This is a genomic window from Sphingomonas sinipercae (assembly GCF_011302055.1).
GTDB lineage: Bacteria > Pseudomonadota > Alphaproteobacteria > Sphingomonadales > Sphingomonadaceae > Sphingomicrobium > Sphingomicrobium sinipercae.
Map to the genome: position 1 here is coordinate 1,030,014 of NZ_CP049871.1, position 25,977 is coordinate 1,055,990.

General features: G+C 66.5%; 32 protein-coding genes and 1 tRNA gene. 18 read left to right on the forward strand and 15 right to left on the reverse strand.

Translation table 11 applies throughout. From position 1 onward, the window contains the following. Positions 1-4 precede the first annotated feature (4 nt). Together G7078_RS05370 and rsmI are read right to left on the reverse strand one after the other, a co-directional pair. Positions 5-367: a YraN family protein gene (locus tag G7078_RS05370; RefSeq protein WP_166093770.1), complete on the reverse strand. Its 363-nt coding sequence runs from the start codon at positions 365-367 to the stop codon at positions 5-7. Continuing rightward, positions 364-1,200: a 16S rRNA (cytidine(1402)-2'-O)-methyltransferase gene (rsmI, locus tag G7078_RS05375; protein WP_166093772.1), complete on the reverse strand. Its 837-nt coding sequence runs from the start codon at positions 1,198-1,200 to the stop codon at positions 364-366. Before rsmI ends, G7078_RS05370 begins: the two co-directional genes overlap by 4 nt. Before the next feature lie 73 nt (positions 1,201-1,273). Between rsmI and G7078_RS05380 the strand changes: the two genes are divergently transcribed. Further along, on the forward strand, positions 1,274-1,603 hold the full coding sequence (locus tag G7078_RS05380; protein WP_166093774.1) for a hypothetical protein: 330 nt from the start codon (positions 1,274-1,276) through the stop codon (positions 1,601-1,603). 8 nt (positions 1,604-1,611) lie between these two features. On the opposite strand, the gene hemW is transcribed toward G7078_RS05380, so the two are convergent. From hemW to rph, 3 genes are all read right to left on the reverse strand, one after another. Continuing rightward, entirely contained in the window at positions 1,612-2,781 is a 1,170-nt protein-coding gene (gene hemW / locus G7078_RS05385; RefSeq protein ID WP_166093776.1) for a radical SAM family heme chaperone HemW, read from the reverse strand. 92 nt (positions 2,782-2,873) lie between these two features. After that, positions 2,874-3,491 carry an RdgB/HAM1 family non-canonical purine NTP pyrophosphatase gene (rdgB, locus tag G7078_RS05390; RefSeq protein WP_166093778.1) on the reverse strand — a complete coding sequence of 206 codons (618 nt, stop codon included), beginning with the start codon at positions 3,489-3,491 and terminating at the stop codon, positions 2,874-2,876. Then, complete coding sequence (gene rph, locus G7078_RS05395; RefSeq protein WP_166093780.1) at positions 3,488-4,204, reverse strand: ribonuclease PH; 717 nt, start codon at positions 4,202-4,204, stop codon at positions 3,488-3,490. Before rph ends, rdgB begins: the two co-directional genes overlap by 4 nt. 67 nt (positions 4,205-4,271) lie before the next feature. On the opposite strand from rph, the gene G7078_RS05400 reads away from it, so the two are divergent. Genes G7078_RS05400 through G7078_RS05410 form a run of 3 tightly spaced genes read left to right on the forward strand, consistent with a single transcriptional unit; the run spans position 4,272 to position 6,403 of the window. Continuing rightward, on the forward strand, positions 4,272-4,781 hold the full coding sequence (locus G7078_RS05400; protein ID WP_166093782.1) for a hypothetical protein: 510 nt from the start codon (positions 4,272-4,274) through the stop codon (positions 4,779-4,781). A 39-nt stretch (positions 4,782-4,820) separates the two neighbouring features. Continuing rightward, the gene (gene hrcA, locus G7078_RS05405) at positions 4,821-5,855 is read left to right on the forward strand and encodes a heat-inducible transcriptional repressor HrcA (protein ID WP_166093784.1); all 1,035 of its coding nucleotides are present in this window, start codon (positions 4,821-4,823) and stop codon (positions 5,853-5,855) included. Continuing rightward, positions 5,852-6,403: a nucleotide exchange factor GrpE gene (locus G7078_RS05410; RefSeq protein WP_166093786.1), complete on the forward strand. Its 552-nt coding sequence runs from the start codon at positions 5,852-5,854 to the stop codon at positions 6,401-6,403. The genes hrcA and G7078_RS05410 overlap by 4 nt, the downstream gene beginning before the upstream one ends. Here the strand turns inward: G7078_RS05410 and G7078_RS05415 are convergent. Next, a complete protein-coding gene (locus tag G7078_RS05415) occupies positions 6,400-6,861 on the reverse strand; it encodes a vgr related protein (protein ID WP_166093788.1) in 462 nt (153 codons plus the stop codon). The two genes, G7078_RS05410 and G7078_RS05415, sit on opposite strands and share 4 nt — an antisense overlap. An 84-nt stretch (positions 6,862-6,945) precedes the next feature. On the opposite strand from G7078_RS05415, the gene G7078_RS05420 reads away from it, so the two are divergent. From G7078_RS05420 to G7078_RS05435, 4 genes are all read left to right on the forward strand, one after another. Further along, positions 6,946-7,182: an acyl carrier protein gene (locus tag G7078_RS05420; protein WP_166093790.1), complete on the forward strand. Its 237-nt coding sequence runs from the start codon at positions 6,946-6,948 to the stop codon at positions 7,180-7,182. 107 nt (positions 7,183-7,289) lie between these two features. Beyond that, a complete protein-coding gene (gene fabF, locus G7078_RS05425) occupies positions 7,290-8,549 on the forward strand; it encodes a beta-ketoacyl-ACP synthase II (RefSeq protein WP_166093792.1) in 1,260 nt (419 codons plus the stop codon). Between the two features lie 4 nt (positions 8,550-8,553). Next, positions 8,554-9,513, forward strand: coding sequence for an endolytic transglycosylase MltG (mltG, locus tag G7078_RS05430; RefSeq protein WP_166093794.1), 960 nt, complete (start codon positions 8,554-8,556; stop codon positions 9,511-9,513). Next, the gene (locus G7078_RS05435; RefSeq protein ID WP_166093796.1) at positions 9,510-9,836 is read left to right on the forward strand and encodes a hypothetical protein; all 327 of its coding nucleotides are present in this window, start codon (positions 9,510-9,512) and stop codon (positions 9,834-9,836) included. The genes mltG and G7078_RS05435 overlap by 4 nt, the downstream gene beginning before the upstream one ends. Positions 9,837-9,840: 4 nt before the next feature. Here G7078_RS05435 and G7078_RS05440 read toward each other — a convergent pair whose 3' ends face one another. The 4 genes from G7078_RS05440 to G7078_RS05455 all read right to left on the reverse strand — a co-directional run bounded on the left by G7078_RS05440 (position 9,841) and on the right by G7078_RS05455 (position 13,418). Then, positions 9,841-10,080 carry an SH3 domain-containing protein gene (locus G7078_RS05440; protein ID WP_166093798.1) on the reverse strand — a complete coding sequence of 80 codons (240 nt, stop codon included), beginning with the start codon at positions 10,078-10,080 and terminating at the stop codon, positions 9,841-9,843. Between the two features lie 64 nt (positions 10,081-10,144). Beyond that, positions 10,145-10,498, reverse strand: a complete 354-nt coding sequence (locus G7078_RS05445) for a MarR family winged helix-turn-helix transcriptional regulator (RefSeq protein WP_166096173.1) — start codon at positions 10,496-10,498, stop codon at positions 10,145-10,147. 134 nt (positions 10,499-10,632) lie between these two features. Beyond that, positions 10,633-12,021, reverse strand: a complete 1,389-nt coding sequence (locus G7078_RS05450; protein ID WP_166093800.1) for a leucyl aminopeptidase family protein — start codon at positions 12,019-12,021, stop codon at positions 10,633-10,635. After that, a complete protein-coding gene (locus tag G7078_RS05455; RefSeq protein ID WP_166093802.1) occupies positions 12,018-13,418 on the reverse strand; it encodes a serine hydrolase domain-containing protein in 1,401 nt (466 codons plus the stop codon). The genes G7078_RS05450 and G7078_RS05455 overlap by 4 nt, the downstream gene beginning before the upstream one ends. A gap of 177 nt (positions 13,419-13,595) precedes the next feature. Between G7078_RS05455 and G7078_RS05460 the strand changes: the two genes are divergently transcribed. Next, on the forward strand, positions 13,596-14,396 hold the full coding sequence (locus G7078_RS05460; RefSeq protein ID WP_166093804.1) for a Crp/Fnr family transcriptional regulator: 801 nt from the start codon (positions 13,596-13,598) through the stop codon (positions 14,394-14,396). Here the strand turns inward: G7078_RS05460 and rimO are convergent. Next, positions 14,350-15,723 carry a 30S ribosomal protein S12 methylthiotransferase RimO gene (gene rimO / locus G7078_RS05465; RefSeq protein WP_166093806.1) on the reverse strand — a complete coding sequence of 458 codons (1,374 nt, stop codon included), beginning with the start codon at positions 15,721-15,723 and terminating at the stop codon, positions 14,350-14,352. The genes G7078_RS05460 and rimO overlap by 47 nt on opposite strands. A 61-nt stretch (positions 15,724-15,784) precedes the next feature. Next, complete coding sequence (locus tag G7078_RS05470) at positions 15,785-16,813, reverse strand: potassium channel family protein (protein ID WP_166093808.1); 1,029 nt, start codon at positions 16,811-16,813, stop codon at positions 15,785-15,787. 92 nt (positions 16,814-16,905) lie between these two features. On the opposite strand from G7078_RS05470, the gene G7078_RS05475 reads away from it, so the two are divergent. From G7078_RS05475 to G7078_RS05485, 3 genes are read left to right on the forward strand one after another with little or no spacing between them, the layout of a single operon-like run. Further along, entirely contained in the window at positions 16,906-18,246 is a 1,341-nt protein-coding gene (locus G7078_RS05475; protein WP_166093811.1) for a UDP-glucose dehydrogenase family protein, read from the forward strand. Next, a complete protein-coding gene (locus G7078_RS05480; protein WP_166093813.1) occupies positions 18,243-19,508 on the forward strand; it encodes a nucleotide sugar dehydrogenase in 1,266 nt (421 codons plus the stop codon). The genes G7078_RS05475 and G7078_RS05480 overlap by 4 nt, the downstream gene beginning before the upstream one ends. Continuing rightward, positions 19,496-20,794 (forward strand): sugar transferase, encoded by a 1,299-nt coding sequence (locus G7078_RS05485; protein ID WP_166093815.1) that lies wholly within the window; start codon positions 19,496-19,498, stop codon positions 20,792-20,794. The genes G7078_RS05480 and G7078_RS05485 overlap by 13 nt, the downstream gene beginning before the upstream one ends. 29 nt (positions 20,795-20,823) lie before the next feature. Here the strand turns inward: G7078_RS05485 and G7078_RS05490 are convergent, their stop codons facing one another. After that, entirely contained in the window at positions 20,824-21,345 is a 522-nt protein-coding gene (locus G7078_RS05490) for a PilZ domain-containing protein (protein ID WP_166093817.1), read from the reverse strand. A 125-nt stretch (positions 21,346-21,470) separates the two neighbouring features. Between G7078_RS05490 and G7078_RS05495 the strand changes: the two genes are divergently transcribed. From G7078_RS05495 to G7078_RS05515, 5 genes are all read left to right on the forward strand, one after another. Further along, a tRNA-Arg gene (locus G7078_RS05495) sits at positions 21,471-21,547 on the forward strand. A gap of 16 nt (positions 21,548-21,563) precedes the next feature. Continuing rightward, positions 21,564-21,842 (forward strand): DUF6356 family protein, encoded by a 279-nt coding sequence (locus G7078_RS05500; RefSeq protein WP_166093819.1) that lies wholly within the window; start codon positions 21,564-21,566, stop codon positions 21,840-21,842. After that, complete coding sequence (locus G7078_RS05505; RefSeq protein ID WP_166093821.1) at positions 21,832-23,148, forward strand: FAD/NAD(P)-binding protein; 1,317 nt, start codon at positions 21,832-21,834, stop codon at positions 23,146-23,148. The genes G7078_RS05500 and G7078_RS05505 overlap by 11 nt, the downstream gene beginning before the upstream one ends. Then, the gene (folE, locus tag G7078_RS05510; RefSeq protein WP_166093823.1) at positions 23,145-23,756 is read left to right on the forward strand and encodes a GTP cyclohydrolase I FolE; all 612 of its coding nucleotides are present in this window, start codon (positions 23,145-23,147) and stop codon (positions 23,754-23,756) included. Before G7078_RS05505 ends, folE begins: the two co-directional genes overlap by 4 nt. 25 nt (positions 23,757-23,781) lie before the next feature. Continuing rightward, positions 23,782-24,186, forward strand: a complete 405-nt coding sequence (locus G7078_RS05515; protein ID WP_166093825.1) for a hypothetical protein — start codon at positions 23,782-23,784, stop codon at positions 24,184-24,186. On the opposite strand, the gene rsmD is transcribed toward G7078_RS05515, so the two are convergent. Together rsmD and G7078_RS05525 are read right to left on the reverse strand one after the other, a co-directional pair. After that, on the reverse strand, positions 24,146-24,703 hold the full coding sequence (rsmD, locus tag G7078_RS05520) for a 16S rRNA (guanine(966)-N(2))-methyltransferase RsmD (RefSeq protein WP_166093827.1): 558 nt from the start codon (positions 24,701-24,703) through the stop codon (positions 24,146-24,148). The genes G7078_RS05515 and rsmD overlap by 41 nt on opposite strands. Continuing rightward, on the reverse strand, positions 24,700-25,500 hold the full coding sequence (locus tag G7078_RS05525; protein ID WP_425505231.1) for a pseudouridine synthase: 801 nt from the start codon (positions 25,498-25,500) through the stop codon (positions 24,700-24,702). The genes rsmD and G7078_RS05525 overlap by 4 nt, the downstream gene beginning before the upstream one ends. Before the next feature lie 23 nt (positions 25,501-25,523). Between G7078_RS05525 and G7078_RS05530 the strand changes: the two genes are divergently transcribed. Then, a complete protein-coding gene (locus G7078_RS05530; protein ID WP_166093829.1) occupies positions 25,524-25,973 on the forward strand; it encodes a response regulator in 450 nt (149 codons plus the stop codon). The last annotated feature ends 4 nt before the right edge of the window (positions 25,974-25,977 follow it).

Below are 25,977 nucleotides of genomic sequence, written 5' to 3' on the forward strand. Positions count from 1 at the left end.
CTTGTCATCCTTGCCAAACGTCCTGGAGATGCCTTGGCAGCCGGCCGGGGACGAGGAAGACGGCGTCGATTCGGATGTCGTCGCCCGGGCGGGAATAGCGCGGGGCGAGCTGCTGTGCGGCCGCTGCCACGCGCCGGAGCCGGTAGCGGTCGAGCGATGCGGCGGCGCTTGCCTCGGTAGCGCGCGCCTTGACCTCGATGAACGCGACCACTTTTCCGCGCCGGGCGACGACGTCGACTTCGCCGCCGCGGACGCGGGCGCGTCGCGCCAGGATCCGCCAGCCCTTGAGCCGGAGGTAGCAGCAGGCGAGCGTTTCCGCCCATCGCCCGCGGTGCTCGGCCGCTTGCCGGCTGAGCGGGCGGTTCATTGGCCGGTGAGCTCTAGCGCGCGGGCGTAAGCGCGTTTGCGCGGGAGTCCGAGCTTCGCCGCGACCTCGGCCGCCGCCCGCGATGGCGACAAGCCGGCCAGCGCCTCCCGAAGCGCCGAATCCAGTGCGTCGTCGGACGCCGGTTCGGCTTCGGCCGGAGGGCCGACCACGACGACGATTTCGCCCCTGGGCCCGGCTTCTCGATAACGCTCGGCAAGCTCGGCGAGCGTCCCGGTCACGCAGTCCTCATGCAGCTTGGTCAGTTCGCGCGCGACCGCGGCGTGGCGCCCGCCAAGGCCGGCCGCGAGCGCGGCAAGGGCGGCGCCGAGGCGCGGCCCGCTTTCGTAGAAGACAAGTGTGGCGCGAAGGCCGCCGATCTCGGCGATCGCATCGGCTCGTGCCTTTTCCTTGGACGGAAGGAAACCGGCGAACAGGAAGCGGTCGGTGGGCAGGCCGGCGAGCGTCACCGCGGCGATTGCGGCGCATGGGCCGGGAACAGTGTGGATGGCGTGGCCGGCCGCCCGGGCCGCGCTCACCAGCTTGTATCCGGGGTCGGAAATGAGCGGCGTTCCGGCGTCGCTGACCAGCGCGACGGCCTTTCCGCCAAGCTCCGCGACGATCGCGTCCCGCTGGGCGTCGGTCGAATGGTCGTCGTAGCGCCGCATCGGAGTCCGCGTGCCGATATGCTGGAGCAGGCGGGCGGTGACCCTGGTATCCTCGACCAGCAGCAAATCGGCCCTGGCCAGCACATCGGCGGCCCGCGGCGAGAGGTCGCCGAGATTGCCGATCGGAGTGGCGACGATGTGCAGTCCGGCGGGCAGGGGGTCAGTCACCGGCGATGCCCTTCACAAGCTGCACGAAGTGAGTCACACTCCCGCCCAGTGATCGGTGCTTGGGGAGAAGGCAATGATCGCATTAGTGAGCGTGACCGCCATGCTTTTGAGCGGGGGACAGGCCGGCATCAGCGGGCCGCGCAACGCCTTTAACGATTGCCTGACACAGACCGCGACCAGGGCGATCAGCGAGAAAGTCGCTGGCGACGCCTATGAAGCGTATCTGCAGGCGGCGTGCGGCGGCAAGATCGCGGCATTCAAGAATGCGTCCATCGCATTCGATGTGAATAACCGGATCGCGCGCAAGCAAGCGACCGAGGATGCCGAAGCGATGATCGCCGATATGCTGCAAAGCGCCATCGGCAACTACAAGCGCAGGGTTGCTTCGCCGGCGAAGCCGTAACGACCGGTTCATGCTGCAAGCTCGCCCAGGATATGGTCGAGCACCAGCCTGCCTTCGGACGTTAGCGCGAGCTTGCCTGAGCGATCGCTCAGGTGCCCGCTGCGGATGAGCGCCGCAGCCTTGGCCGGGTCGAGCAGCGGAACGCCGAACCGGCTTTCGAGCGCGGCGATATCGATCCCTTCGCGCAGGCGAAGGCCCATCACCAGCGCTTCGTCCGCCGCCTCGCGCGCGGTCAGCGGTTCCTCCTCGACGATTCCGTAACCATTGCGGCTGAGGCCGGACAGGAAGTTTTCCGGCTTGCGATGGCGCACGGTGCGAACGCCGGAGCGGCGGCCGTGGGCGCCGGGGCCGACTCCGGCATAGTCGCCGTAACGCCAGTAGGTGAGGTTATGCCGGCTCTCCGCGCCCGGCGCGGCGTGATTGCTGATCTCGTAAGCGGGAAGGCCCGCTGCGTCGGTCAGTTGCTGCGTGATTTCGAACAGGCCGGCCGCCTCGTCACTGCCGAGCGGCTGCAGTTTCCCGGCGGCGTGGAGTGCGGCGAAGCGCGTGCCGGGCTCGATCGTCAGCTGGTAGAGCGAAAGGTGGGTCGTGCCGAAGCTCAAGGCGCGGCGGAGCATTGCCGACCACCGCGCTTCGTCGTCCTTCGGAAGCGCGTAGATGAGGTCAAAGCTGACTCGGCCGAAGTGGCGCTGCGCGGTCTCGAGCGCGGCGAGTCCTTCGTCGACCGAATGGGCGCGGCCGAGGAAGTGGAGCGCTTCGTCGTCAAGGCTTTGCAGGCCGAGCGAAACGCGGTTGACCCCGGCTGCCGCAAGGTTGGCAAAGCGGGCCGCCTCGACGCTATTGGGGTTGGCTTCGAGCGTGATCTCCATATCGTCCGAGACGCTCCAGTGCGCGCTGGCGGCTTCGATCAGCGCCGCGACGGTGGCTGGCTCCATCAGCGAGGGGGTGCCGCCGCCGAAGAAGATGGAGGTGAGTCGCCGTCCGGGAAGCAACCGCGCCTCATGCGCGAGGTCGGCGAGAAGTGCGGCGCGCCATTCATTTTGATCGATTTGCGCGCGAACGTGGCTGTTGAAATCGCAATAGGGGCATTTGGAAACGCAAAACGGCCAGTGGATGTAAAGCGCCAGCCCCTCCGAAGCCGGGCTTAAAGTCACTAAAGTCACGCGGTCGTGCGGCATTTTCGTGACTTTAAGCGCAGCCGCCCGATCCGGTGACTCAGCGAAGTCGGGCGCGCGCCGCATGGTCCGGGATGGTGGCGGCTGCTTTCCTATTAGGAAAGCGCCAGCGCCTCGGTGAGCTTGCGAAAAGCGTCGGCGCGGTGGCTGATCCGGTGCTTTTCGGCCGGGTCCATCTCCGCAAAAGTCTGGTCATGGCCGGCGGGCACGAACATCGGGTCGTAACCGAAGCCCTTGTCGCCGCGCGGCGGCCAGACGAGGGTGCCGTCGGCGCGGCCTTCGAAGCTTTCCGCCTGCCCGTCATCGGGCCAGGCGATGGCCAGCGCGCAAGCGAAATGCGCGTCGCTGCTGGCGTCCGGGCCGGCCTGCTGCAGTTCCGACCACGCCCGCTCCATCGCGCGGGTCCAATCGCGGTTGCCGGCTTCGTCCTCGGCCCAGTTAGCGGTGTGAACGCCGGGCCGGCCACCTAGCGCATCGATGCAGATGCCGCTGTCGTCGGCGAGTGCGGGAAGCCCGGTGAGGTCGGCGGCCTGCCGCGCCTTGAGGTCGGCATTGTCAACGAAGGTGACGCCGGTTTCCTCGGGCACCGGGAGGTCGAGATCGGCAGCGCCGACGCACTCGATCCCGAAGGGCGCGAGCAAATCGCGGATTTCGCGCAGCTTGCCGTCGTTATGCGTGGCGATGACCAGCTTCGGTCCGATCCGGCGGATCACCGTCCGGCCGCCTTCAACTGGGCCTGGAAAATCTCGCCGCAGCCGATGCGGGCGAGTCGGAGCAAGCGCAGCAGCCCTTCCTCGTCATAGCATTCGCCTTCGGCCGTAAGCTGCGCTTCGACGATCAGGCCGTCGCCGGTGAGCACGAAATTGCCGTCGCAGCCGGCGGCGCTGTCCTCGATATAGTCGAGGTCGAGCACGGCATTGCCGTCGTGGATGCCGCAGCTGACCGCGGCGACCTGGCTGCGGATCGGGTCGCTCGCGAGCGCCTTCGACTGGATGAGCTTGTCGACGGCGATCCGAAGCGCGACCCAGGCGCCGGAAATCGACGCGGTGCGGGTGCCGCCGTCGGCCTGGATGACGTCGCAGTCGACCAGGATCTGCCGTTCGCCAAGCTTTTGCAGGTCGACCACGGCGCGCAAGCTACGGCCGATCAGCCGCTGGATTTCCTGCGTCCGGCCCGATTGCTTGCCCTTGGCGGCTTCGCGATTGCCGCGGGTGTGGGTGGCGCGCGGAAGCATCCCATATTCCGCCGTTACCCAGCCCTGGCCCTTGCCGCGAAGGAATGGCGGCACCTTTTCCTCGATCGAAGCGGTGACGAGCACGCGGGTGTCGCCAAAACTGACGAGGCAGGAGCCTTCGGCATGCTTGGTAAAGCCAGGTTCGAATTTGACTTCGCGCATCTGGTCGGGGGCACGGCCGCTAGGGCGCATTCATCTCTCCTAAAACTGGTGTGCGGCAGCCCTAGACCGGACAAGAAAAATGCGGAAGGCTTGAGGAATGAGGAAAGACATCACCGTCATGGCCGTCCTGCTTGCGGCCGGGCTGGCCGCGGCGCCGGCCGAAGCCACCCGGAAACCGCGCTTCGTCGCGCCTGAGCAGGTCGAATTTGTCCGGCAAAGCTGGGGTGCGGTGACCGAGCGGTGGTCGTTGAACGGGAAATCGGTCGTCTGGGAGAAGCCCCGCGAACCGGCCTATGGGGGCGAGAAGGTGTCGGTCTACATCAAGCGCTTCACGCTTACGCCCCTGCAATATGATCTTCTGATGTCGGCGGTGCGGCGCGCGCAGGACGCGGTTCGGCTGCCCGACGAATGCGAGCAATATATTCCGGACGGGCCGTACGGCGGCGTCCGGTGGACCGCCGGATCGACGAAGGGCGAGCTGAAGTTCACCGCTTCGTGCATGAAGGGACCGAACGCGGACAAAGCCGCCGCCGGCTTCGCGGTGGGCAGGATCGTCACCGATGCGGCCGAGAAGATTGCCCGCACCGAGATGCGCATCGTCGATTGAAACGTTGAGCGGTGGGGCGGGCGGCACTAGGTCACGCCCATGACCCAGCCGATTGGCGAACTTTCCGACCGGATGCGGGCCATTTTCGGCCTGGTCGTCGAAGCGTACCTGGAGCGCGGGCAGCCGGTCGGGTCGAAGGCCCTTGCCGGCAGCGTCAGCCTGTCGCCGGCGTCGATCCGCGGAGTTATGCAGGAGCTTGAGGAGCGCGGGCTGCTGACCCACCCGCATACGTCCGCCGGGCGACTGCCCACGGAAAGCGGGCTTCGCCTGTTCGTCGACGGGATCATGCAGACGTCGGTGCCGGACGAGCGCGAGCGGCGCGAGATCGAGCGGCAGATCGGCCGCGACCAGCCGATCGAGGACGCGCTTGCGGCGGCGACGTCGGCCTTGTCCGGGCTGAGCCAGGCGGCGGGCGTGGTGCTCGCGCCAAAGCAGGAAGTGCGCCTCAAGCAGATCAACCTGGTGCCGCTGTCGGAGACTCGCGCGCTCGTGGTGCTGGTCGGCACCGACGGCGGAGTGGAAAACCGGATCGTCGAGGTCGAGCGCGGCACCAGCGCGTCGGCGCTGAACGAAGTGACCAATTTCATCAACGCACGCTTGTCAGGCATGACCCTGGGCGAGGCCGAAGCCCGCCTGCGGGCGGAGATCAAGGAGCAGCGGGAGGCGCTGGACACCGCCGCGGCCGAACTGGTCGCGTCCGGGCTCGCCGCCTGGTCGGAGGACCATTCGCGCCGGCCGGTGCTGATCGTGCGCGGACAGGCCAATTTGATCGACGACCATGCCGCGGCCGACCTGGAGCGGGTGCGGATGCTGCTGGAGGAGCTTGAGAACCGGCAGGAGATCGCGCGGGTGCTGGAGAATGCACGCGACGCGCCGGGCTGCCGAATCTTCATCGGCAGCGAGAACCGGATGTTCGCCCTTTCGGGCTCTTCGGTGATCGCCGCGCCTTATCGCGGGAGCCAGGGGCAGGTGGTCGGCGTTGTGGGTGTGATCGGCCCGACTCGGTTGAACTATGCGCGCGTGGTTCCCATGGTGGATTTCACGGCAAAGACCCTAACGAGATTGATGGGATGAACCAGGACAACGAAGACCTTCACGACGACGCCGACGAGATCCGCCGGGAAACCGCCGCGGACTCGCCCGAGCTGGCCGAACACGATCGGCTGGCCGAGCTGGAAAAGGCGTTGGAGGAGGCCAACAGCAAGGCGCTGTATGCCGCGGCCGAGACGCAGAACGTGCGGCGACGGCTGGAAGCCGAAAAGCAGCAGGCGGCGTCCTACGCGGCGGCGACATTCGCCCGCGACATGCTGGCGATCAAGGACCATCTCGACCGCGCGCTGGCGGCCGTCAGCGACGAGCTTCGCGCCGACAAGGTGGCGAGCAGTTTCCTTGACGGAATCGAATCGACGGCGCGCGAGCTCGACACCATCTTCAACCGCAACTCGGTCACCCGCATCGACACGGTCGGCCAGCCGCTCGACCCCAACAAGCACCAGGCGATGATGGAAGTGCCGAGCGACGAGCCGGCGGGGACCATCGTCCAGGAAATGCAGGCGGGCTACATGCTCAAGGACCGGTTGCTGCGCCCGGCACTGGTCGCGGTGGCCAAGAAGCCCGACTAGAACGGCAAAAGCGGCTCAAGCTGGGCGAAATCGCGCCCGGCAAGGCGAAAGCCTTGCTTCAGGATGAATGCATGGCGGACGATTTCCGCCTGCTGTTCAAGGCCGTAGCGATCGAACTGACGGCCGGGCACGAGGTCGTAGCCATAGCGGCAAAAGGGATGGCGCATCAGCGGCAGGTAAAAGCGGCCCCGCTTTTGCGACTGCCAGACGTGGGTCAGTTCGTGGATGAACAGGCCTTGCCGGGACAGCGGCTCCGCTGCGAAATCTTCGGACCACAAGGTGCCGTGGGGATGGAAGTGGATGTTGCCGGTGGGCGCCATCGCCACGTTCCTGGGCTGAAGCGGCCACCATTTGCGATTGACCATCCGCACCCGGGCGTAGTCGATCGCTTCGCCGAACACCGATCGGGCAAGTGCGATTTCACCTTCGGTCAGCGGTCGCGAACGCGCATCGTGCATACGTCTTCCAGGCCCCTTGTCCGCACTTGCTAGCCGCGGGCGGCATCGCTAGGCAGCGCACAACACATACGGAGGAAACCCCCAATGAGCGAAACTGCCGATCGGGTGAAGAAGATCGTTGTCGAACATCTTGGCGTCGAAGCCGAGAAGGTGACGGAAGAAGCGAGCTTCATCGATGACCTGGGTGCCGACAGCCTCGACATCGTCGAGCTGGTCATGGCGTTCGAGGAAGAATTCAACGTCGAGATTCCCGACGATGCCGCCGAGAAGATCACGACCGTCAAGGACGCGATCGACTATATCGACCAGAATCAGGGCTGATCGAGGCCGGACCGTCGCCGCCCATCCAAGCCGATCAAGGCGGCACGAACGGCTTCCCGAACAAAGCGGGAGGCCGTTTGTTTTTGTGATCCATGCGAGGTGATAAGATGCGCCGTGTCGTAGTGACGGGTCTAGGTCTGGTGACGCCGCTCGGCGCGGACGTCGAAACCACCTGGCAGAACCTGATCGCCGGAAAGAGCGGGATCGCCAAAATCACCCGCTTCGACGTCAGCGACCAGAAAGCGAAGATCGCCGGCGAGGTGAAGGCGAAGGACCACCCCTACGGCTTCGACCCCGACAAGCGCGTCGACCACAAGGTCCAGCGCCAGGTGGACCCCTTCATCGTCTATGCCATCGATGCCGCCGGCCAGGCGCTGGAGGATGCGGGCCTGACCGAGATGAGCGAAGCGGAGCGCGAGCGCGCCGGCGTGTCGATCGGGTCGGGCATCGGCGGACTGCCGGGTATCGAAAGCGAAAGCCTGGTGCTTGCGGAGAAGGGCCCGGGACGGGTCAGCCCGCATTTCGTGCACGGCCGGCTGATCAACCTCACCAGCGGCCAGGTATCGATCAAATACGGCCTGATGGGCCCGAACCACTCGGTCGTGACGGCCTGTTCGACCGGCGCTCACTCGATCGGCGACGCGGCGCGGATGATCAAGGACGGCGATGCCGACGTGATGCTCGCCGGCGGCGCGGAGTCGACCATCAACCCGCTCGGCGTGGCCGGCTTCGCCCAGGCACGCGCGCTCAACATGAGCATGAACGACAATCCGGAAAAGGCATCGCGCCCCTACGACAAGAATCGCGACGGCTTCGTCATGGGCGAGGGCGCGGGCGTCGTCGTGCTCGAGGAATATGAACACGCCAAGGCGCGCGGCGCGAAAATCTATGCCGAAGTCGTCGGCTATGGCCTGTCCGGCGATGCCTATCACGTCACCGCCCCGCATCCCGAAGGGCGCGGCGCCGAACTGGCGATGCGGATGGCGCTGAAGAAGGCGGGCATGGGGCCCGAGGACATCGACTACGTCAACGCGCACGGCACATCGACGATGGCCGACACGATCGAGCTTGCGGCGGCCAAGCGCGTGCTTGGCGACGACCTGAGCGGTGCATCGATGAGCAGCACAAAGTCGGCGATCGGCCATTTGCTCGGCGGCGCCGGGGCGGTCGAGACCATCTTCTGCATCCTTGCTATCCGCGATCAGATCGTGCCGCCGACGCTGAACCTGGAAGATCCGGATGAAGGCACTGAAGGCGTCGACCTGGTGCCGCTCAAGGCCAAGAAGCGGAAGGTGCGGGCGGCGCTCAACAACAGCTTCGGTTTCGGCGGGACCAACGCCAGCCTGATCGTCAAGGCCGTCGATTAGCCCGATGCGCAAGCTTGCCGGCGTCGCCATCCTCGCCGGCCTGGCCGCGCTGCTCCTGCTGTGGGGGCTGTGGTGGCGCGGCGGCGACAATGACAAGCCGGTCAACTTCATCGTCGAGCAGGGGTCGAGCATCGCTTCGGTCGCCAACAAGCTGGAGAAAGCTGGACTGATCCGCTCGGCCACCAGCTTCCGCGGGTTCGCCAAGGTGCTTGGCGGCGGCGACCCGGTGCAGGCCGGCGAATTCGAAATTCCGCCGCATTCAAGTCCCGCCGGGATTCTGCGCCTGCTGCAGCATGGCGAGCCGATCCAGCGGCTTGTGACGGTGACCGAGGGGATGCCGTCGATCATCGTCCAGGAAAGGCTGCTGGCGATTCCGTTCCTGACCGGCAGCCTGCCGGAAATCGCCGAAGGGTCGCTGCTTCCCGACAGCTATAGCTATGAGCGTGGCGAGAGCCGCGCCGCGGTGGTCGGGCGGATGCAGAAAGCGATGGCGAAGACGGTCCAATTACTGTGGGCGAAGCGCAAGGCGAACTGCCCGGTCAACACGCCCGAGGAGGCCGTCACACTCGCGTCCATCGTCGAAAAGGAGACCGGCAAGGCGGCGGAGCGGCGGACGATTGCCGGCGTTTACTGCAATCGGCTGAAGATCGGGATGAAGCTGGATGCCGACCCGACGGTGATTTACCCGGTCACCAAGGGCAAGCCGCTGGGGCGGCGGATCCTGCGCTCCGAGCTCAACGCCGACACCGGTTACAACACTTACAAGAAGCCCGGCCTGCCGGCTGGGCCGATCGCCAACCCGGGGCGGGACAGCATCGCCGCCGTGCTCGACCCGGCGCCGACCAAGGCCCTGTATTTCGTCGCCGACGGGACCGGCGGCCACGTCTTCGCCGCGACCTTCGCGGAACATCAGGCGAATGTGCAGCGGTGGTACGCGATCCGGCGGCAGCGGGGCGAGATGTGAGGAACCGGGGGATCGGCCGCGGCCGGATGTTCGTCGGCGGCTTCCTGCTGTTCGCGGCAGCCATCGTCGCACTGGTGGGATTGCGGATGAGCCCGCACGCCGACGGCGCGGCGGAGGGCACCCAATATGTGCGCGACGTCGTCGTCGTTTACGCGCGCAACAGCGCCATCGCGACGATCATCCTGTCCGCGCTTGCGGCGTTCCTGCTGTTTCCGACGCGCCGACCGCGCACGCCCAAGCGCGACTGGGCGGTGGGCCTGCTGTGCGGGCTGCTGATCGCCGCCAGCCTTTACCAATTGTGGTGGTTGCGAAGCCTCGGCTGAAGCCTCAGCCGGCGAGCGCATCCGCACGGATATAGCCGACGCGTCGTTCCGGCCCGGCATAGCCCCAGGCCCAACCGAGCGTATTGTCGAGCATGTCGAAGCCGTCGCCAGCCGTGAGCCGGCCCACAATTTCGCCGTCCGCCGACGGGCGATCCATCAAATCAGCGTTTGCGGCGAGGGAGCGGAGCAGGGGCTGCGCGTAGTGCGAAGCGATGACCTGGCCCGCAAGCGCGATGTCGGCCAAGTCCTTGCGATAAGCGTGGCGCGACGGGTCCGGCTCCGTCGAGGGGCCGGACAGGGCGAAGCCGTCAGCGCTGATGGGCGAAGGCCGGTGCCTGTCCGATGATTGGCCGGTGGGCCGCGCCGGCGCGATCGCTTTCGCGGAGGTTGCGCTTGAAGCCTTCAAGGAATTCCGCCCCGTTGCTGGTTCTGACGACGAACACGTTGCGACGGTCGTCCTGGTCGCGTTCACGGCGCAGATAGCCCAGTGCGCCAAGCGTGTTCAAGGCGCGGGTGACAACCGGCTTGGAGACCCCCAACACCTTCGCCAGGCCGCGTACCGTGTGCGGTCCGGGCGTGAGATACACCAGCATCAACAGGGCCATTTGGCGGTTGGTCAGATCGGGTTCGCCGGATCTGACATAAGCGATCAATGCCCGCATCCAGCCTGACAGCGATTCGTCGGCCATTGATGCACCTTCTCCCGTCGGTCGAGCAGTTGTCCCTTAAGAACAGGCAAGCGACAGAATTGTTGCAGGAAAGTAACTGCGACCCCAAGGAAATCGGCGCGGGCCGTTCAGGTTCGGCGGTAAAGCGACTGCAATGCGGCGAATGCGGCGCGCAAGCCCAGCGCCTCCCCGCCCTTGGGCCGGCCCGGTTTGGCTGAATCCCGCCAGGCGAAGGTATCGAAGTGCGCCCAGCGGATCGTGGGCGGCACGAAGCGCTTCATGAAAATTGCGGCGACGATCGCTCCGGCCATCGACGAATTGGCGGAATTGACGATGTCGGCGACGTCGCTTTTGAGCATCTCGTCATAGCCATCCCACAGGGGCATCCGCCACGCCGGGTCGTCGTTGTCCGATCCCGCCTGCTCGATCGCGGCGCTGAGGCCGTCGTCGTTCGCGAATAGCGCCGGCAATTCCGGGCCCAAAGCGACGCGGGCGGCGCCGGTCAGGGTCGCGAAGTCGACGATCAGTTCCGGCTCGCCCTCCACCGCCTTGGTCAGCGCGTCGGCAAGGATCAGCCGGCCTTCCGCATCGGTATTGTCGATTTCGACATGAAGGCCCTTCCGCGACCTGACCACGTCGCCGGGACGCAAGGCGTCGCCGGACACCGCATTTTCGACCGCCGGGATCAGCAGGTGCAGGCGCACCGGCAGCCCTTCGGCGGCAATTAGCCGGGCCAATGCAAGCGCATGGGCGGCCCCGCCCATGTCCTTTTTCATCAACCGCATCCCGCTTGCCGGCTTGAGGTCGAGGCCGCCGGAATCGAAGCACACGCCCTTGCCGACGATGGCGATCCGGGGGTTGGCCGGGTCGCCCCAGCTGGCCTCGATCAGGCGCGGCGCGCGGTCCGTACTGGCGGCGGCGCCGACCGCGGCGATGAGCGGAAAGCCGCTGGCAAGGTCGCGGCCGCTGGTGACCGTGACCTCGAACCCGCCCAGCGTTTCGCGGGCGGCGCGTTCGAGCTCGGCCGGGCCGAGGTCGCGCGCCGGGGTGTTAACGAGGTCGCGCACCAGCGCCGTCGCTTCGGCGAGCCGGATCGCCGGTTCGATGGCGGAAGCCTCGGCGGTGACCAAGACGCGCGGACCGGCGTCTTTGGCATCGGCCTCCCGATAGGAATCGAACCGGTGCTGGGCGAGCAGCCAGCCGAGCGCGGCCTTGCCGACGGCAGCGCCGGACAGCCGATAGCTGCCTTCGGGCAGGACGGACGGCAGCTTGGCCAGCGACCAGGTCGAGAGCGCGGCCGAATCCTTCACCGCGACGACCGCTTCGAAGTCGTCGCCGCGCGGCAGGATGGCGACCGCGTCGGGCGACTTGGCGTCGAACCGGTGGGCGGCGAGCAAGGCCCGGTCGGCAGCCGGCCGGCCGTTGAGCCAAGCGTCGAACCCGGCGGCATCGACGACGTGCACAAGGCGCGCGGCCTTGCCGCGGTCCGCGACGAGCAGGGAGGCGAAATCGGTCATTCGCCGGGGGTGATCAGGAATTGTTCGATCCGGCCGCGGCCGCCGGGCTCGTAAAAGGTCGAAAGGTCGAGCGTGCGTGTCGGATATTTGATCGTGTAGCCCTGGATCGCGAAGCCGCCGCGAAGCGTCGGCGAGCCGCGCGGTTCAAGCGCGGTCGGCGTGCCGAGCGGCGCGAGGCTGGCGCGGTAATCGGCCAGCGCCTGGGGGGTGAAATAATAATTGGCGTTTTCTGTCAGCAGCGAGCGATCGACCCGGCCGCTTGCGAGCTGGTCGAGCAGCGTCCTTGCGCGGGCCGCCGCCGTTACGCTCGCCTGGTCGGCCGGCGGCGCGGGCAGGACGATCGCGGCAAGATCGCGGGCGATCCGGCCCGACGCTCCGCCCGACCAGCTGTTGGTCAGCACGACAATCGCCGCGCGCTCTCTGGGGTAGACCGCGTTATTCGAAAGAAAGCCGACAGCTTCGCCGCCGTGCGCGATGACCCGGCGCCCGTTGGCGTCGCGGGCGAAGACGCCAAGCCCGTAATTGCTGTCGACGCCGCTGTTGAGCTTGATCGTCGTTTCCTGCTCGGCCCAGTCGTCGGCCGGGACCAGCGAGCGGTTGAGCCGCGCAATGTCCCATTTGGCGAGGTCTTCGGCGGTCATCGACAACTCGCCGGCCGCGTAGAGCCAGCCGCGGCCGGGGACGACCACCGGGCGCACCGGCCCGAGTGCGTTGCGGCCGTAGCCGGACGGGAAGCGGCGGCCGACGGCGTCGTCCTGGCTGATCACGCTGGCCATTCCCGCCGGATCGAACAGTCGCCGCTTCATGAATTGCAGCAGCGGTTCGCCGCTGACCTTTTCGGCGATCATGCCGGCGACGACGTAGCCGGTGTTCGAATATTGCCATTGCTCGCCCGGCTGGAAGTCGAGCGGCTTTTTCGCCCAGCGGTCGGCGATGGCCTGCGGGGTCGTCGGGCGGGCCATTGCCGCGAAGCTGTAGTCTTGCGGCCAATAGTCCTGCAGCCCGGACGTGTGCGAGAGCAATTGGCGCAAGGTGATCTGGTCGCCACCGCTGATGTTCGGAAGATATTTGGAGACGGTGTCGTCGAGGTCGAGCTTCCCGTCATCCTCCAGCAACAACAGCGCCATGGCGGTGAACTGCTTGGAAATCGAAGCGATCTGATAGGGCAGGGCCGGGCTTGCCGGCAGCCCTTCATTGGCTTTGCCATAAGCCTTCGCCAGCACGATCTTGCCATCGCGGACGACGGCGATCGAGGCCGAGGGCACAGAGGTTTCGGCCAAATGGCGGGTTACCGCCTGGTCGATCCGCGCGATTTCGGCCGCCGACAATGGCTGCGCATTGGCCGGGGCCGCGAAGGCAGCGGCGGCGAGGGCGAAGGCGATGGTGATCTTGGACATGGGCCGAACAGTAGTCCGTGCCCTGCCGCTGTCGAGAGCCATCTTGCGAGGGAGCCGGCCGACGGCGAAAAGCGCCTTGCTTCAGCCGGTTGCACTTGGCCGGGGGAGCGTATTAGTGGACGCAAAGCCGATCAGTCGGCCGCTCCGGGTTCTTCAGCGCCGAGTAGGGGGTTCTGAATGCGTAACGTCGAACAAGAGGCCATCGGCCGTTTCCTCGACCGTTTGCTGCTGCGTTCGCCGCTGACCCGCAAGGAACAGGAGGAAATCCTTGCGCTCGAGGGGTTTGTCGAGCGCTACGCCGCCCACCGCGACATCGTTTCGCCGGGCGAGCGGGTCAAGCATGCCTGCCTGATCGGCGAGGGACTGGCCGGAAGGTTCGACCAGATGGCCGACGGGCGACGCCAAATCACCGCCTTCCAGATCGCCGGCGACATGAGTGACCTGCTGTCCGTCGTCATCCCAATGGCGAGCTGGAGCATCACCGCGCTGAGCCAGGTGACCGTGTTCCGCTATTCGCACGAGCAGCTCAACCGCCTGATCACCACCTATCCCGGGATTGCCTTCGCCTTTTGGCGGGACACGGCCGTCGACGGATCCCTGGTCGAAAAATGGGTCGGCAACTTGGGCCGCAAGAATGCGCAGTCACGGGTTGCGCACCTGTTCTGCGAAATGGGGATGCGGATGGAGGCGGCGGGCCTGGGCTCGCGCACCAGCTACGCCTTTCCGGTGACGCAGGAGCAGCTGGCCGATGCCGTCGGGCTGACGCCCGTGCACACCAACCGCGTGATTCAGGAATTGCGGGCCAAGAACCGGCTGACCTTCCGCAGCGGCCAGGTGGAAATGCTCGATTTCGAAGCGCTCGCCGGCGACGCCGAGTTCGACCCGAGCTACCTCATCCTGCGTATGCCGGGCGATCGCCAGGCGACGCGGGTCAACCTGCAATCGACCGTTCGGGAACCGCCTGCGCCGGCGCAGTAAGCGCGCCATACAAATCGTGGTCGTCGGCGTCTTCGACGATCACGCTGACGATATCGCCGGGTTCGAGATGGCCCGCATCGCGAAGCAGGACTTCGCCATCGATTTCCGGCGCGTCAGCCTTGGAGCGGCCGGTGGCGCCGCCGCTTTCCACATCGACCGCGTCAACGATGACGTCGATGGTCTTGCCGACCTTGGCCGCGAGCTTGGTGGCGCTGATCCTTGCCGAAAGCTCCATCAGGCGCTCGTAACGCTCGGTCTTCACCTCTTCGGGAACCTGGTCGGGCAGCGCATTGGCGCTCGCACCTTCGACCGGCTCGAAGCGGAAGGCGCCGACCCGGTCGAGCTGGGCTTCTTCAAGCCAGCCAAGCAGGTAGCGAAAGTCTTCCTCGGTCTCGCCCGGGAAGCCGACCACGAAAGACGAGCGGATCGCCATGTCCGGCACTTCGGCGCGCCAGGCGCGCAGGCGCTGGAGCACCTTCGCTTCGTTGGCGGGCCGCTTCATCGCGCGCAGAACGCGCGGGCTGGCATGCTGGAACGGAATGTCGAGGTACGGAAGGACAAGCCCCTCGGCCATGAGCGGGATGACGCTGTCCACGTGCGGGTAGGGATAGACGTAGTGAAGCCGAACCCACGCGCCGAGCAGGCCAAGTTCGCGCGCCAGGTCGGTCATGTGGGCGCGCACTTCGCGGCCCTTCCAGGTGTAGCGGGCGTGTTTGAGGTCCAGCCCGTAGGCGGACGTGTCCTGGCTGATGACCAGCAATTCCCTGGTGCCCGCCGCGATAAGCTTTTCGGCTTCGCGAAGGATGGCGTCGGGGCGCCGGCTGGCGAGGTCGCCGCGAAGCTGCGGGATGATGCAGAAGGCGCAGCGATGGTTGCAGCCTTCGGAGATCTTCAAGTAGCTGAAGTGCCGCGGCGTGAGCTTCAGGCCGCTTTCCGGGACCAGGTCGGTGAAGGGCGAGGCGGCGGGCGGCGCGGCTTCATGCACCGCTTCGACCACCTGCTCATATTGATGGGCGCCGGTAATCGCGAGGACTTGCGGGAAGCGTTCGCGGATGACTTCGGCTTCCTTGCCCATGCAGCCGGTGACGACGACCCGGCCGTTTTCGGCAATCGCCTCGCCGATCGCGGACAGGCTTTCTTCCTTGGCGCTGTCGAGAAAGCCGCAGGTGTTGACCAGCACCACGTCCGCGCCGGCATAGTCGGCCGACATGTCGTAGCCGTCCGAGCGCAGCTTGGTCATGATCCGTTCGCTGTCGACCAGGTTCTTGGGACAGCCGAGCGAAACCAGGCCCACGCGGGGCGGCCGAGGAATGGTCGTGGTTTTCATGGTGAAGGGACGCGCCCTTAGCCGAGAAATCGGGCGAAAGCGAGACGCCTGGCGACGGCCGCTACGCGCGCTCGTCGATAATCTCGAGAATCCGGTCGCCGGCGGCGATCTTGGCGAAGGCCGGGTCGTGCGGGCCGAGCGGCGCGCCGTCGCGGATCAAGCGCACCGCCTGGCCGGTGCAGACCTGGCCCGGCGCCTTGCCGACCTCGTCCGCCCGCACCAGGCGTTCGCGCAGCACCACGTTGCCGCGGGTGGTCGCGAGGTCGGCGATATAGTCGGCGCGATGGGGGCCCTGCAGTGAGCTTGCGAGGAGCAGCCCGGAAAAACTGACCGGGTTGATGACGGTGTCGGCCCCGGCTTGCTTGGCGATGTCTTCATTGTCGCTTTCGCGGATGGTGACGCTGATCTTCGCTTTCGGGGCAAGCTTGCGCGCCGTCAGGACGATCAGGATATTGCTGTCGTCGCGGCCGGCGGAAATCAGCAGCGCCTGCGCCCGTTCCACGTGCGCCGCCTTGAGAGTCTCGTCGCGAGCGGCATCGCCGTGGAGGACCGCCACCCCGCAGTCGTTGGCGCGGGCGAGCGCCGCTTCGTCCGTGTCGACGACGACAATGCTCTTGGCCGCCACCCCGCGCGCGAGCAGCTCCTCCAGCGCCTTGGCGTTGCTGACGCCGAAGCCGGCCAGCACGATATGATTGCGAAGGTTCTTTTGAATCATGCGCATCACCCAACGGTTCCAGCTGCTTTTGATGACGAAGGTATAAGCGGTGCCCGCCAGGATAAGGAGGAAGAAGATCCTGATGGGCGAAACGATCAGAGCGTCGAACAGCCGCGCCCGTTCCGTCACCGGCACGATGTCGCCGTAGCCTGTCGTCGTCGCGCTGATCATCGTGAAATAGATGACGTCGGCGAAGCTGACGTGGCCGTCGATCTGGTCCTTCAGGCTGTCGCGTTCGATCCAGTGGAAGCTGACGATGAACGCCAGCAGCCCAAGCATCATCGCGACCCGGATCCAGAATTGCGTCCAGTCGCTGACCGAGGATCGGCGTCGGAGCGTTAGTTGCCGCTGTTCGAGGGACTTGCGCTTGTTCATGCCCCCGAACGGTACACAGGCCAAGCTGCACTGGCTAATGGATATGACGCTGGCTAAGAGGCCGCGGGCCTAGTGGGGGCAGGAGTGTAAGAATGCGTATCGCGATGATCGGCACCGGCTACGTCGGGCTTGTGTCCGGCGCCTGCTTTGCCGATTTCGGGCATGAGGTCGTCTGCATCGACAAGGACCAGTCGAAGATCGACGGGCTCAAGGCCGGGCGGATGCCGATCTGGGAACCGGGCCTTGAAGCCCTCGTCCGGACCAACGTCGAGCGCGAGCGGCTCAGCTTCACCACCGAACTTGCCGACGGGATCGAGGGCGCAGAGGCGGTGTTCATCGCCGTCGGGACCCCGGCGCGCCGCGGCGACGGCCACGCCGACCTGACCTTCGTCTTTGCCGCGGTGCGGGAGCTGGCGCGGGCGCTGACGTCGCCGGTGGTCCTGATCACCAAGTCGACGGTTCCCGTCGGGACCGGCGACGAGATTGCGCGCATCCTTAAGGAAGAAGGCGCGCCGGAGGGGACATCGGTCGCGTCGAACCCCGAATTCCTCCGCGAAGGCGCGGCCATCGCCGACTTCAAGCATCCCGACCGGATCGTCGTCGGCGCGGACGACGAACATGCGCGCGAAGTGCTTCGCGAAATCTATCGCCCGCTATTTCTCAACAAGGCGCCGATCCTGTTCACGGGCCGGCGCACGGCGGAGCTGACCAAATATGCAGCGAATGCGTTCCTGGCGATGAAGATCAGCTTCATCAACGAAATCGCCGACCTGTGCGAAGCAGTCGGCGCCGACGTGCAGGAAGTCGCGCGCGGGATCGGCCTCGACAACCGTATCGGCCCCAAGTTCCTCCACCCGGGTCCGGGCTACGGTGGCAGCTGCTTCCCCAAGGACACGCTGGCGCTGCTCAAGACGGCAGAGGAAGCGGGCGTGCAGCAACGCATCATCAGCACGGTCGTGGACGTCAATGACCGGCGCAAGGCGGCGATGGCCGATCGCGTTGCAGCGGCGCTCGGCGGCAGCGTCAGCGGCAAGAAAATCGGCGTGCTCGGGCTCGCGTTCAAGCAGAACACCGACGACATGCGCGACGCGGCGTCGATCCCGCTCGTCAACGCTTTGCTGAAGGCGGGGGCGGAGGTCATCGCTTTCGACCCGGCGGCGATGGATCATGCGGCGGCGCTGATGCCGGGCCTGGCGCTGGCAAAAAATGCAGCTTCGGTTGCCGACGGTGCGGATGCGCTGGTCGTCGTCACGGAGTGGGACGAATTTCGAGCGCTCGACCTCGACAAGCTGGCCAAGCGGATGCGGGGGCGGGCGCTGGTCGACCTGCGCAACGTCTATGACCAAGCGGAGGCTGAGCGGGCCGGGCTGGACTATCGAGGGATCGGCCGAGGCGCCGGCTCGAACGCCCTTCTGCAGGCAACAGCGCAGTGAGCGGCCGGATTGTCGTTGTCGGGCTCGGCTATGTCGGGCTTCCGCTGGCGGTTGCCCTGGCACGCAAGTTCGATGTCGTTGGCCTGGATATCGACGCCAAGCGCGTCGCCGAACTTCAGTCCGGTTTCGACCGCACCGCGGAAATCGACGAAGCGGACCTGAAAGCGTCATCGATCACGCTGACCGCCAATCCGGACGAGTGCCGGGGCGCAGACATCTATATCGTCGCCGTGCCGACCCCGGTGGATTCGATGAACCAGCCGGACCTTAAGGCCCTGCTCGGCGCGACGCGCACTGTGGCCAAGCTGATCGATCCCGCGGTCCGGCCCACGATCGTGTTCGAGAGCACCGTCTATCCGGGCGTCACCGAGGACATTTGCGGTCCCGAGATCGAACAGGCCGCGGGGCTGCAGCGCGGCCGAGACTTCCGGCTGGCCTACAGCCCCGAGCGGATCAATCCGGGCGACCGCGAACACACCATCGACAAGATCACCAAGGTCGTCGCCGGCGAAGACGATGAAGTGCTCGACCAGGTCGCGCAAATGTATGGCGCAATCACGTCCGGCGGCGCTTACAAGGCGGCGTCGATCAAGACGGCGGAAGCGGCCAAGGCGATCGAGAACGCCCAGCGCGACATCAACATCGCCTTCATGAACGAGGTCGCGCAGATCTTCAGCCATGCCGGCGTTTCGGTGTGGGACGTGCTCGCCGCGGCGAAGACCAAGTGGAATTTCCTGCCCTTCGAACCGGGCCTGGTCGGCGGGCACTGCATCGGCGTCGATCCGTATTACCTCAGCTACCTGGCGCAGAAGTTCGGCCATAACCCGCAGGTCATCCTGTCCGGGCGCGGGATCAACGACGGGATGGGCGGCTGGATCGCCGACCAGTTGCACGCCCGCCGCAACTCCAAGGCCGGGAGCGTCTTGGTGCTTGGCCTGACGTTCAAGGAAAACGTGCCCGACCTTCGCAACAGCCGGACGATCGACGTCATCAACCGGCTGCAATGGCTAGGCCATTCGGTCGATGTGGTCGACCCGGTCGCCGACCCGGCCGAAATCGAACATGAATATGGCATCAAGGTCGCCGACCAGGCCGGTCGCAAATACGACCTGGTCATCGGCGCCGTCGCCCACCACGAATATCGCGACTTCGCCCCTGACAGGCTGGAAGCGCTGCTTGGCGACGGCGGCACCCTTGCCGACCTGCGGGGCATGTGGCGCCACCTTTCGCTGAGCCCGGGGATCGACCGGTGGACGCTGTAACCGAGCCGCGTTCCAGGGGCGTGCGCGCCCGTTCGTTGCTGACGCGACGGCGCTTCCAGTTCGCTGGGGCAATGATGATCGGGGCGCTGTTGCCCTGGTCGCTGCGCGGACCGTTCCTGCCCGGCAGCATGTTCGAAGCAGCGAGCATCAACGCGCTGACCGGCAACGCCATCGGCGTCATCATCGCGTTCTGGATGCGGCTGTCGATCGAGACCTATCCGGGCATTCGCCGTACCTATGTCATCCTGCCGTCGTCGCTAACCGGGCATGGCGTTGCCGTCGTCTGGTTCCTGCTTACCCGCTTCCCATACGACCGCGTCGCGCTGCTGGGCGGGTTCGCGTTGCACGTGGTCTGGCTCTACCTGCTCTACATCGCCGCCGAACGGCGGGTGCAGCGCAAGATCGCTGTCGTCCCGTTCGGCGCGGTCGAGGGACTGGAGCGGATCGACGGGGTCGAGTGGTTCACGATGAAGCGCCCCCGGCTGCAGGACACGCGCGATTGCGACGCCATCGTCGCCGACTTTTCCGCCGACCTGCCGGACGAATGGGAAGGCTTCCTGGCCGATGCCGCGCTCGCCAGCCGGATCGTCTATCAGGTCAAGCAGCTCGCGGAATCGCTGACCGGGCGGGTGCAGCTGGAGCATCTGTCGGAAAACAGCTTCGGTTCGCTGGTGCCGGCGCGGGGCTATTTTCACCTGAAGGGGCTGCTCGACTTCGCTTTCGCAGTGGCTATCCTGCCAATCGCACTGCCGGTGATGGCGGTGCTGGCCTTGCTGATCCGCCTCGACAGCAAGGGGCCAGTGCTGTTTCGCCAGCTTCGCGTCGGCCACGCCGGACGGCCGATCACCGTCTATAAGTTCCGCACCATGCGCCCGCTCGATTCACAGGGCGCGGATGACGACGAACGCTTTGCGGCGATGACCAAGGCGGACGACGCCCGGATCACGAAGCTCGGCCGCGCGCTGCGCAAGCTGCGGCTGGACGAGCTGCCGCAGATGTTCAACATTCTGAAGTGGGAAATGAGCTGGATCGGCCCGCGCCCGGAAGCCGAGGTGCTATCGGTCTGGTACACCAGCGAGCTGCCCTTCTACCGTTACCGCCACGTGGTGAAGCCGGGAATTTCGGGCTGGGCGCAGGTCAACCAGGGCCATGTCGCGGACGTCGACGAGGTCCACCGCAAGCTGCAGTACGACTTTTATTACATCAAGTATTTCTCGCCCTGGCTCGACCTGCTGATCTTCTTCCGGACGATCAAGACGATGCTGACGGGGTTCGGATCGAAGTAGCGGCGCCGCGTCGCTCTTGCGGCCCGCCGTCAGAATTCGGAATCGAGCACCCAGACGCCCCAGGCAACCAGCAGCGCGATAGCGACGCTGGCGGTCAGCGCCGCGATCAGGGGTACGAGCCCGGAAACGACCAGCAGCGCGACAAAGCCGATCGCCAATCCCCCGGCGGCGAGGGAGCGGAGCTGGACCCTGGACCTGGCATGCCATTGCTGCGCAGGCGCTGGGGCCATGGGTTGGGCCATCAGCAGCGCGGCGCTTACGGACGCCCTGGTTATGGGGCGAACGAACTCGCAGCCCATGAAGACGCCATCGATGCGAACGACCTTGGCCGGCGTGCGCCCGGCATGCGGCAGATCGACATCTATCAGCTCGCCCGGCTGAAGCACGGAATCGGCCGCTTCCAATAACAGGCCGGTCGTGGACAGATTGAGAATCCGAATCTGCGTCCCAGACGCGCCGACCCGGATCCCGAGCAACAATGCCCGGCGAGGCGCCGAGCGACGGTCATCCCCCGCGGCGCGCCGCGGCTCCAACATAGCATAAAGGGACAATGGAACTCCTTCTCGAGCACAGCCCTAAGACCATACCCCTTCACGAAAGTTAAGGGGGTCAAACGGGATTTTTCGTCCGCGCCGCGAATTGATCAGCACCGCACGACGCCGTATCGATTGCGGCGGGCCCCGTAGCTCAGCAGGATAGAGCGCCGGATTCCTAATCCGTAGGTCACTGGTTCGAATCCAGTCGGGGTCACCACGAACGGAGCAGGCGCATGGCCGGGCAGAAAGGCGAGAGTGACGGCGTGGCCTGGAAGCGGCTGTTCACGGACCATCCCGCGTCGCTTGGCATGAGTTGGTTCGGCCATGGCGTCGGTGCGCTGAAGATCGGCGTGACCCTGATCGGTGCGGGGCTTGCGTGCCTGGTCCACGCCATCGTCCCGGCTCTGTTCACGCAGACCGCGGGCAAGACGGTCAGCGAAATTTACGACCACATGATGCGGCGCAAGGCGGGCGCCGCCAACCCCAACGACTGGCCCGACTATGAAATCTGACCGGCATTGGCCGGTGGTGATTGTCGGTGGCGGATTTTCAGGGACGATCCTGGCGGCGCAGCTCGCGCGGCGGGGAATCCGCTCGGTCATCGTCGAGGCGACCGACCGCGCCGGCCGGGGAACGGCCTATTCGACGACCGATCCGGCGCACCTGCTGAATGTCCCCGCAGCGAACATGGGCGCCTGGGCGGATGAGCCGGGCGATTTCGCGGCCCATAGCGGCGACCCGGCGGCCTTTGCCGCCCGGCGGGATTACGGCGCTTACCTAAGGGGCATCCTGGACGAGGCGCTGGCGTCGGGCGCGACCGTCGAGAGCGGACGCGCAGTCGGCGCGCGGCCCACGGCCGACGGTGGTTGGACCGTCGACTTGGCGGACGGCGATCCGATCACGGGCGAGGCGCTGGTCCTCGCCATCGGCAACCAGCCGCCGCAGACGATGGCCGCGCTCCGCGACGGCGGCGAGCGGGTGATCGAAAATCCGTGGAGCGTGGAAGCGCGCTCGGCCGTCGCCGAGGTCGCGACCACCGACGCGCCGGTGCTGATCGTCGGCACCGGGCTGACGATGGTGGACGTGATGCTGTCGCTGGATTCGGCCGGGCATGGCGGGCGCATCGTCGCTTTGTCGAGGCGCGGCCTGATCCCGCGCGGTCACGCGGCTTACGAAGCGCAGCCGATCGAGCGGTCGGCGCTTCCGGCGGGCGGCCTGAACGCGTTGTTCGCCTGGCTTCGGCACAGCGCGGCGGCGCTTGGAAGCTGGCGGGCGGCGATCGACCGCCTGCGGCCGCATAGCCAATATCTCTGGCAGTCCCTGCCGCCGGGCGAGCAGCAGCGCTTCCTGCGCCACGCGCGGCCGTGGTGGGATGTGCACCGCCACCGGATCGCGCCGCAGGTGTCCGCCAAGCTGGCCGGCATGATCGACGAGGGCCGGCTGGAAATCGTCGCCGGCCGGCTGGCGCACGTCGAGCCGCAGGCGAGCAGCGTCCGTGTCGGCTATCGGCGCCGGGGCGACGAAACGCTTCGCGAAGGCGAGTTCGCATACGTCTTCAATTGCACCGGCCCGCTGGGCCGGATCGAGCAAACGCGCGACCCGCTTCTACGCCAGCTCCTCGATGACGGTCTTGCCCGGCCCGACCCGCTCGGCATCGGGATTGCGGTCGACGAGCGTTCGGCGGTCGCGGGCGCGGCGCATCTGTGGGCGCTTGGGCCCCTGACCAAAGGGCGGTTCTGGGAAATCATCGCGGTGCCGGATATCAGGAACCAGGCCGCGCAGGTGGCCGACGACATTGCAAGGGAGCTTGGCCGATGAGCCCGACGCCGGATGATGGCGATACCTTTGAGGCGCCGCCGAAACTGCCCGTCCCCGACAACGTCGCCGAAGCAATCCGCACGCTGATCCGCTGGGCCGGCGACGATCCGGAGCGGGAGGGGTTGCTGGATACGCCGGCGCGGGTGGCGCGCGCGTGGAAGGAATATGCGCAAGGCTATGAAAGCGACCCGGCGGTCCATTTGAAGCGCACCTTCGACGAAGTCGGCGGCTATGACGAAATCGTGCTGTTGAAGGACATTCCGTTCCAGTCGCACTGCGAGCATCACATGGCGCCGATCATCGGCAAGGCGGCGATCGCCTACCTGCCGCGCGATAAGGTGGTCGGGATCAGCAAGCTGGCGCGGGTGCTGCACGGCTTTGCGCGGCGGTTGCAGGTGCAGGAACGGCTGACCGCGCAAGTGGCGGACTGCATCTGGGACCATTTGCACCCCAAGGGTGTGGCCGTGGTGATCGAGGCGACCCATGCCTGCATGACCGCGCGGGGCGTGAATACGCCGGGCGTGATGATGACCACGAGCCGGATGATGGGCACCTTCCGCTCCGATGAGCGTAGTCGTCGCGAAGTGCTGGCGCTGATGGGTTACTGACGCGCCGCTGACAGGAGATTTTCAGATGGCGAAGAAAGCAACGAGCGGAACGACTGGCGCGAAGGCCTCGGCCAAGCCGAAGAGCTCGCCGAAGAAGGCGTCCGGCAGCAAGGCGGTGACAAAGCCCAGTGCCCGCGCACGGTCGGGCGGAAGTACGCGGAACGAGGGCAATGGCGCGGCCGACATGCTGCTCAAGCTGCTGGAAAGCCCCTTGGTCGCCGACCTGCTGGCAGTGGGTGCGACGGCTGCGCTCGCGGCGCTGACCGAGCATCGCTACAGCGCGCGCACCGGCAGTGGCGAGGGACGCGGCGCGAAGCGGGCCCTGAAGGGCGCGGTCACGGCGGCGGCCGCGGCGATGGGCCGGCGGATCGCGAACGAGTTCGACGAGATCAAGTCGGCGGCGAAGTCCAAGCGCGACGAAGCAGCGTAAGCCGGGCGCGGCCGACGTCGCGCTCCGAATCCAGTTCCAGCGCGTGGCGGTCGACGGGGTCGCCGCGCTGAGTCTCGATCGCGGCCCAGCCGCCGGGGGCTAGCCACCCGGCGCGGACGATCTCAGCGACGACGGCTGAGCCCGATCCGGCGGCATAGGGCGGATCGGCGAAGATCAGGTCGAACGGCTGGCTTGGCGGCAGGCTGGTCGCCGAGCGCCCGAGGACTTCCGTCCTGGCCTGGACCGCAAAGACCGCGATGTTGCTTCGGATCGCGGCGATTGCGCCTCGGTCCTGCTCGACGAAGCAGGCGAAGGCCGCGCCCCTCGACAAGGCTTCGAAACCGAGCGCGCCGCTGCCCGCATAAAGGTCTGCGACGCGCAGCTCGTCGAAGGAGCCGAGGCGGCTCGCAAGCATTGAAAACAGCGTTTCGCGGACCCGGTCCGCGGTCGGGCGAGTCGCGCTTCCGGCCGGGGCGGCGAGCCTTCGCCCGCGCCATTGCCCGGCGACGATCCTCATTTCAGCGAGCTTCGGAAGTCCTGGAGGATTTGCTGCGGCACCTCGTCGGCATCGCCGGGTTCGAGCCCGCCGACGTCGAACGGGCCGTAAGCGGTGCGGATCAGGCGTGAGACCTGCATGCCGAGATGGGCGAGCACTCGGCGAACCTCGCGGTTCTTGCCTTCGGTCAGGCTCATTTCGATCCAGCAGTTGCGGCCGGTGCGACGCTCCAGGTTGGCGTTGATCGACCCGTAATGCATCCCTTCGATGGTGATTCCGTCGGCCAGCGCTTCGAGTTGCTCCTGCGTGACGTGGCCGAAAGAGCGGGCGCGATAGGTGCGCACGATCCCGGTCTTGGGAAGCTCAAGTTGCCGCTTCAATTCGCCGTCGTTGGTGAGGAGGAGCAAACCTTCGGTCATAAAATCGAGCCGGCCGACCGGCATTACGCGCGGCAGGCCGGGCGGAAGCCGGTCGTAGATCGTCGGGCGCCCCTTGGGGTCGTTGACCGCGGTCAGCGTGGTCGGCGGCTTGTAGAAACGGAACAGCCGCGCGCCTTCGGCCGCCTTCACCGGCTTGCCGTCCACGGTCACACCGCGCAAACTTTCAAGCAGGGTCGCGGGCGTTTCGAGAACCTTGCCGTCGAGTGCGATGCGGCCCTCGGCAATCATCCGCTCGATGTCGCGGCGCGAGGCGACGCCGGCGCGCGCAAGCAGCTTGGCAATGCGCTGCGGTCCGCTATCGCGTTGCTGCGGGCGCCGCCCGCGCGGACCTTTTCGGCGCTGCGGCACAGGATCGCGCTTCGTTCGTTCGGATCGCAATTGGTTGTTCCTTTGGGGGTGTGATGCTGTTCGGGAAGCGGAAGCGCATCGTCAAGCGCATCCTCATCGTCGAGGATGAGCCGCTGACCGCGTTCGACAATGAAATGATGCTTGGCGACGCCGGTTACGAGGTGGTGGCGACGCTCGATACATTCGATGACGCAATCGCGATGCTGGACAAACAGCAGATCGACCTGGTCCTGAGCGACGTCCGGCTGAGCGGCGAGCGGACCGGGATGGACCTGGCGCGCGCAGCAAAGGATCGCGGCGTGCCCGTGCTGTTTTCGACCGGCCTCGACCTGCCGGCGGATGCGGCGACCCTGGCGCTCGGGCGGCTGAAAAAGCCCTATAGCGAGCGGCAATTGCGAAGCGCGCTCGAAGCCGTCGAACGCATGCTTGCCGGCAAGGAGCCGAAGCTGCCGAAGGGGCTGGAAATCTACCGCTCCGGCAAGGCCGAGCCGGAAGCGAGCTAAACCC

Bases quoted from the DNA above. Each gene is read 5' to 3' on its own strand.
- G7078_RS05475 (WP_166093811.1), top strand. From the start codon at position 16,906: ATGCGTATCGCGATGATCGGCACCGGCTACGTCGGGCTTGTGTCCGGC.
- G7078_RS05410 (WP_166093786.1), top strand. From the start codon at position 5,852: ATGAACCAGGACAACGAAGACCTTCACGACGACGCCGACGAGATCCGC.
- rph (WP_166093780.1), bottom strand. From the start codon at position 4,204: ATGCGCCCTAGCGGCCGTGCCCCCGACCAGATGCGCGAAGTCAAATTC.
- rsmD (WP_166093827.1), bottom strand. From the start codon at position 24,703: ATGAGGATCGTCGCCGGGCAATGGCGCGGGCGAAGGCTCGCCGCCCCG.
- G7078_RS05530 (WP_166093829.1), top strand. From the start codon at position 25,524: ATGCTGTTCGGGAAGCGGAAGCGCATCGTCAAGCGCATCCTCATCGTC.
- G7078_RS05515 (WP_166093825.1), top strand. From the start codon at position 23,782: ATGGCGAAGAAAGCAACGAGCGGAACGACTGGCGCGAAGGCCTCGGCC.
- hrcA (WP_166093784.1), top strand. From the start codon at position 4,821: ATGACCCAGCCGATTGGCGAACTTTCCGACCGGATGCGGGCCATTTTC.
- G7078_RS05400 (WP_166093782.1), top strand. From the start codon at position 4,272: ATGAGGAAAGACATCACCGTCATGGCCGTCCTGCTTGCGGCCGGGCTG.
- G7078_RS05445 (WP_166096173.1), bottom strand. From the start codon at position 10,498: ATGCGGGCATTGATCGCTTATGTCAGATCCGGCGAACCCGATCTGACC.
- G7078_RS05415 (WP_166093788.1), bottom strand. From the start codon at position 6,861: ATGCACGATGCGCGTTCGCGACCGCTGACCGAAGGTGAAATCGCACTT.
- hemW (WP_166093776.1), bottom strand. From the start codon at position 2,781: ATGCCGCACGACCGCGTGACTTTAGTGACTTTAAGCCCGGCTTCGGAG.
- G7078_RS05470 (WP_166093808.1), bottom strand. From the start codon at position 16,813: ATGAACAAGCGCAAGTCCCTCGAACAGCGGCAACTAACGCTCCGACGC.
- G7078_RS05450 (WP_166093800.1), bottom strand. From the start codon at position 12,021: ATGACCGATTTCGCCTCCCTGCTCGTCGCGGACCGCGGCAAGGCCGCG.
- fabF (WP_166093792.1), top strand. From the start codon at position 7,290: ATGCGCCGTGTCGTAGTGACGGGTCTAGGTCTGGTGACGCCGCTCGGC.
- mltG (WP_166093794.1), top strand. From the start codon at position 8,554: ATGCGCAAGCTTGCCGGCGTCGCCATCCTCGCCGGCCTGGCCGCGCTG.
- G7078_RS05420 (WP_166093790.1), top strand. From the start codon at position 6,946: ATGAGCGAAACTGCCGATCGGGTGAAGAAGATCGTTGTCGAACATCTT.
- G7078_RS05455 (WP_166093802.1), bottom strand. From the start codon at position 13,418: ATGTCCAAGATCACCATCGCCTTCGCCCTCGCCGCCGCTGCCTTCGCG.
- rimO (WP_166093806.1), bottom strand. From the start codon at position 15,723: ATGAAAACCACGACCATTCCTCGGCCGCCCCGCGTGGGCCTGGTTTCG.
- G7078_RS05505 (WP_166093821.1), top strand. From the start codon at position 21,832: ATGAAATCTGACCGGCATTGGCCGGTGGTGATTGTCGGTGGCGGATTT.
- G7078_RS05500 (WP_166093819.1), top strand. From the start codon at position 21,564: ATGGCCGGGCAGAAAGGCGAGAGTGACGGCGTGGCCTGGAAGCGGCTG.
- G7078_RS05370 (WP_166093770.1), bottom strand. From the start codon at position 367: ATGAACCGCCCGCTCAGCCGGCAAGCGGCCGAGCACCGCGGGCGATGG.
- G7078_RS05460 (WP_166093804.1), top strand. From the start codon at position 13,596: ATGCGTAACGTCGAACAAGAGGCCATCGGCCGTTTCCTCGACCGTTTG.
- G7078_RS05380 (WP_166093774.1), top strand. From the start codon at position 1,274: ATGATCGCATTAGTGAGCGTGACCGCCATGCTTTTGAGCGGGGGACAG.
- folE (WP_166093823.1), top strand. From the start codon at position 23,145: ATGAGCCCGACGCCGGATGATGGCGATACCTTTGAGGCGCCGCCGAAA.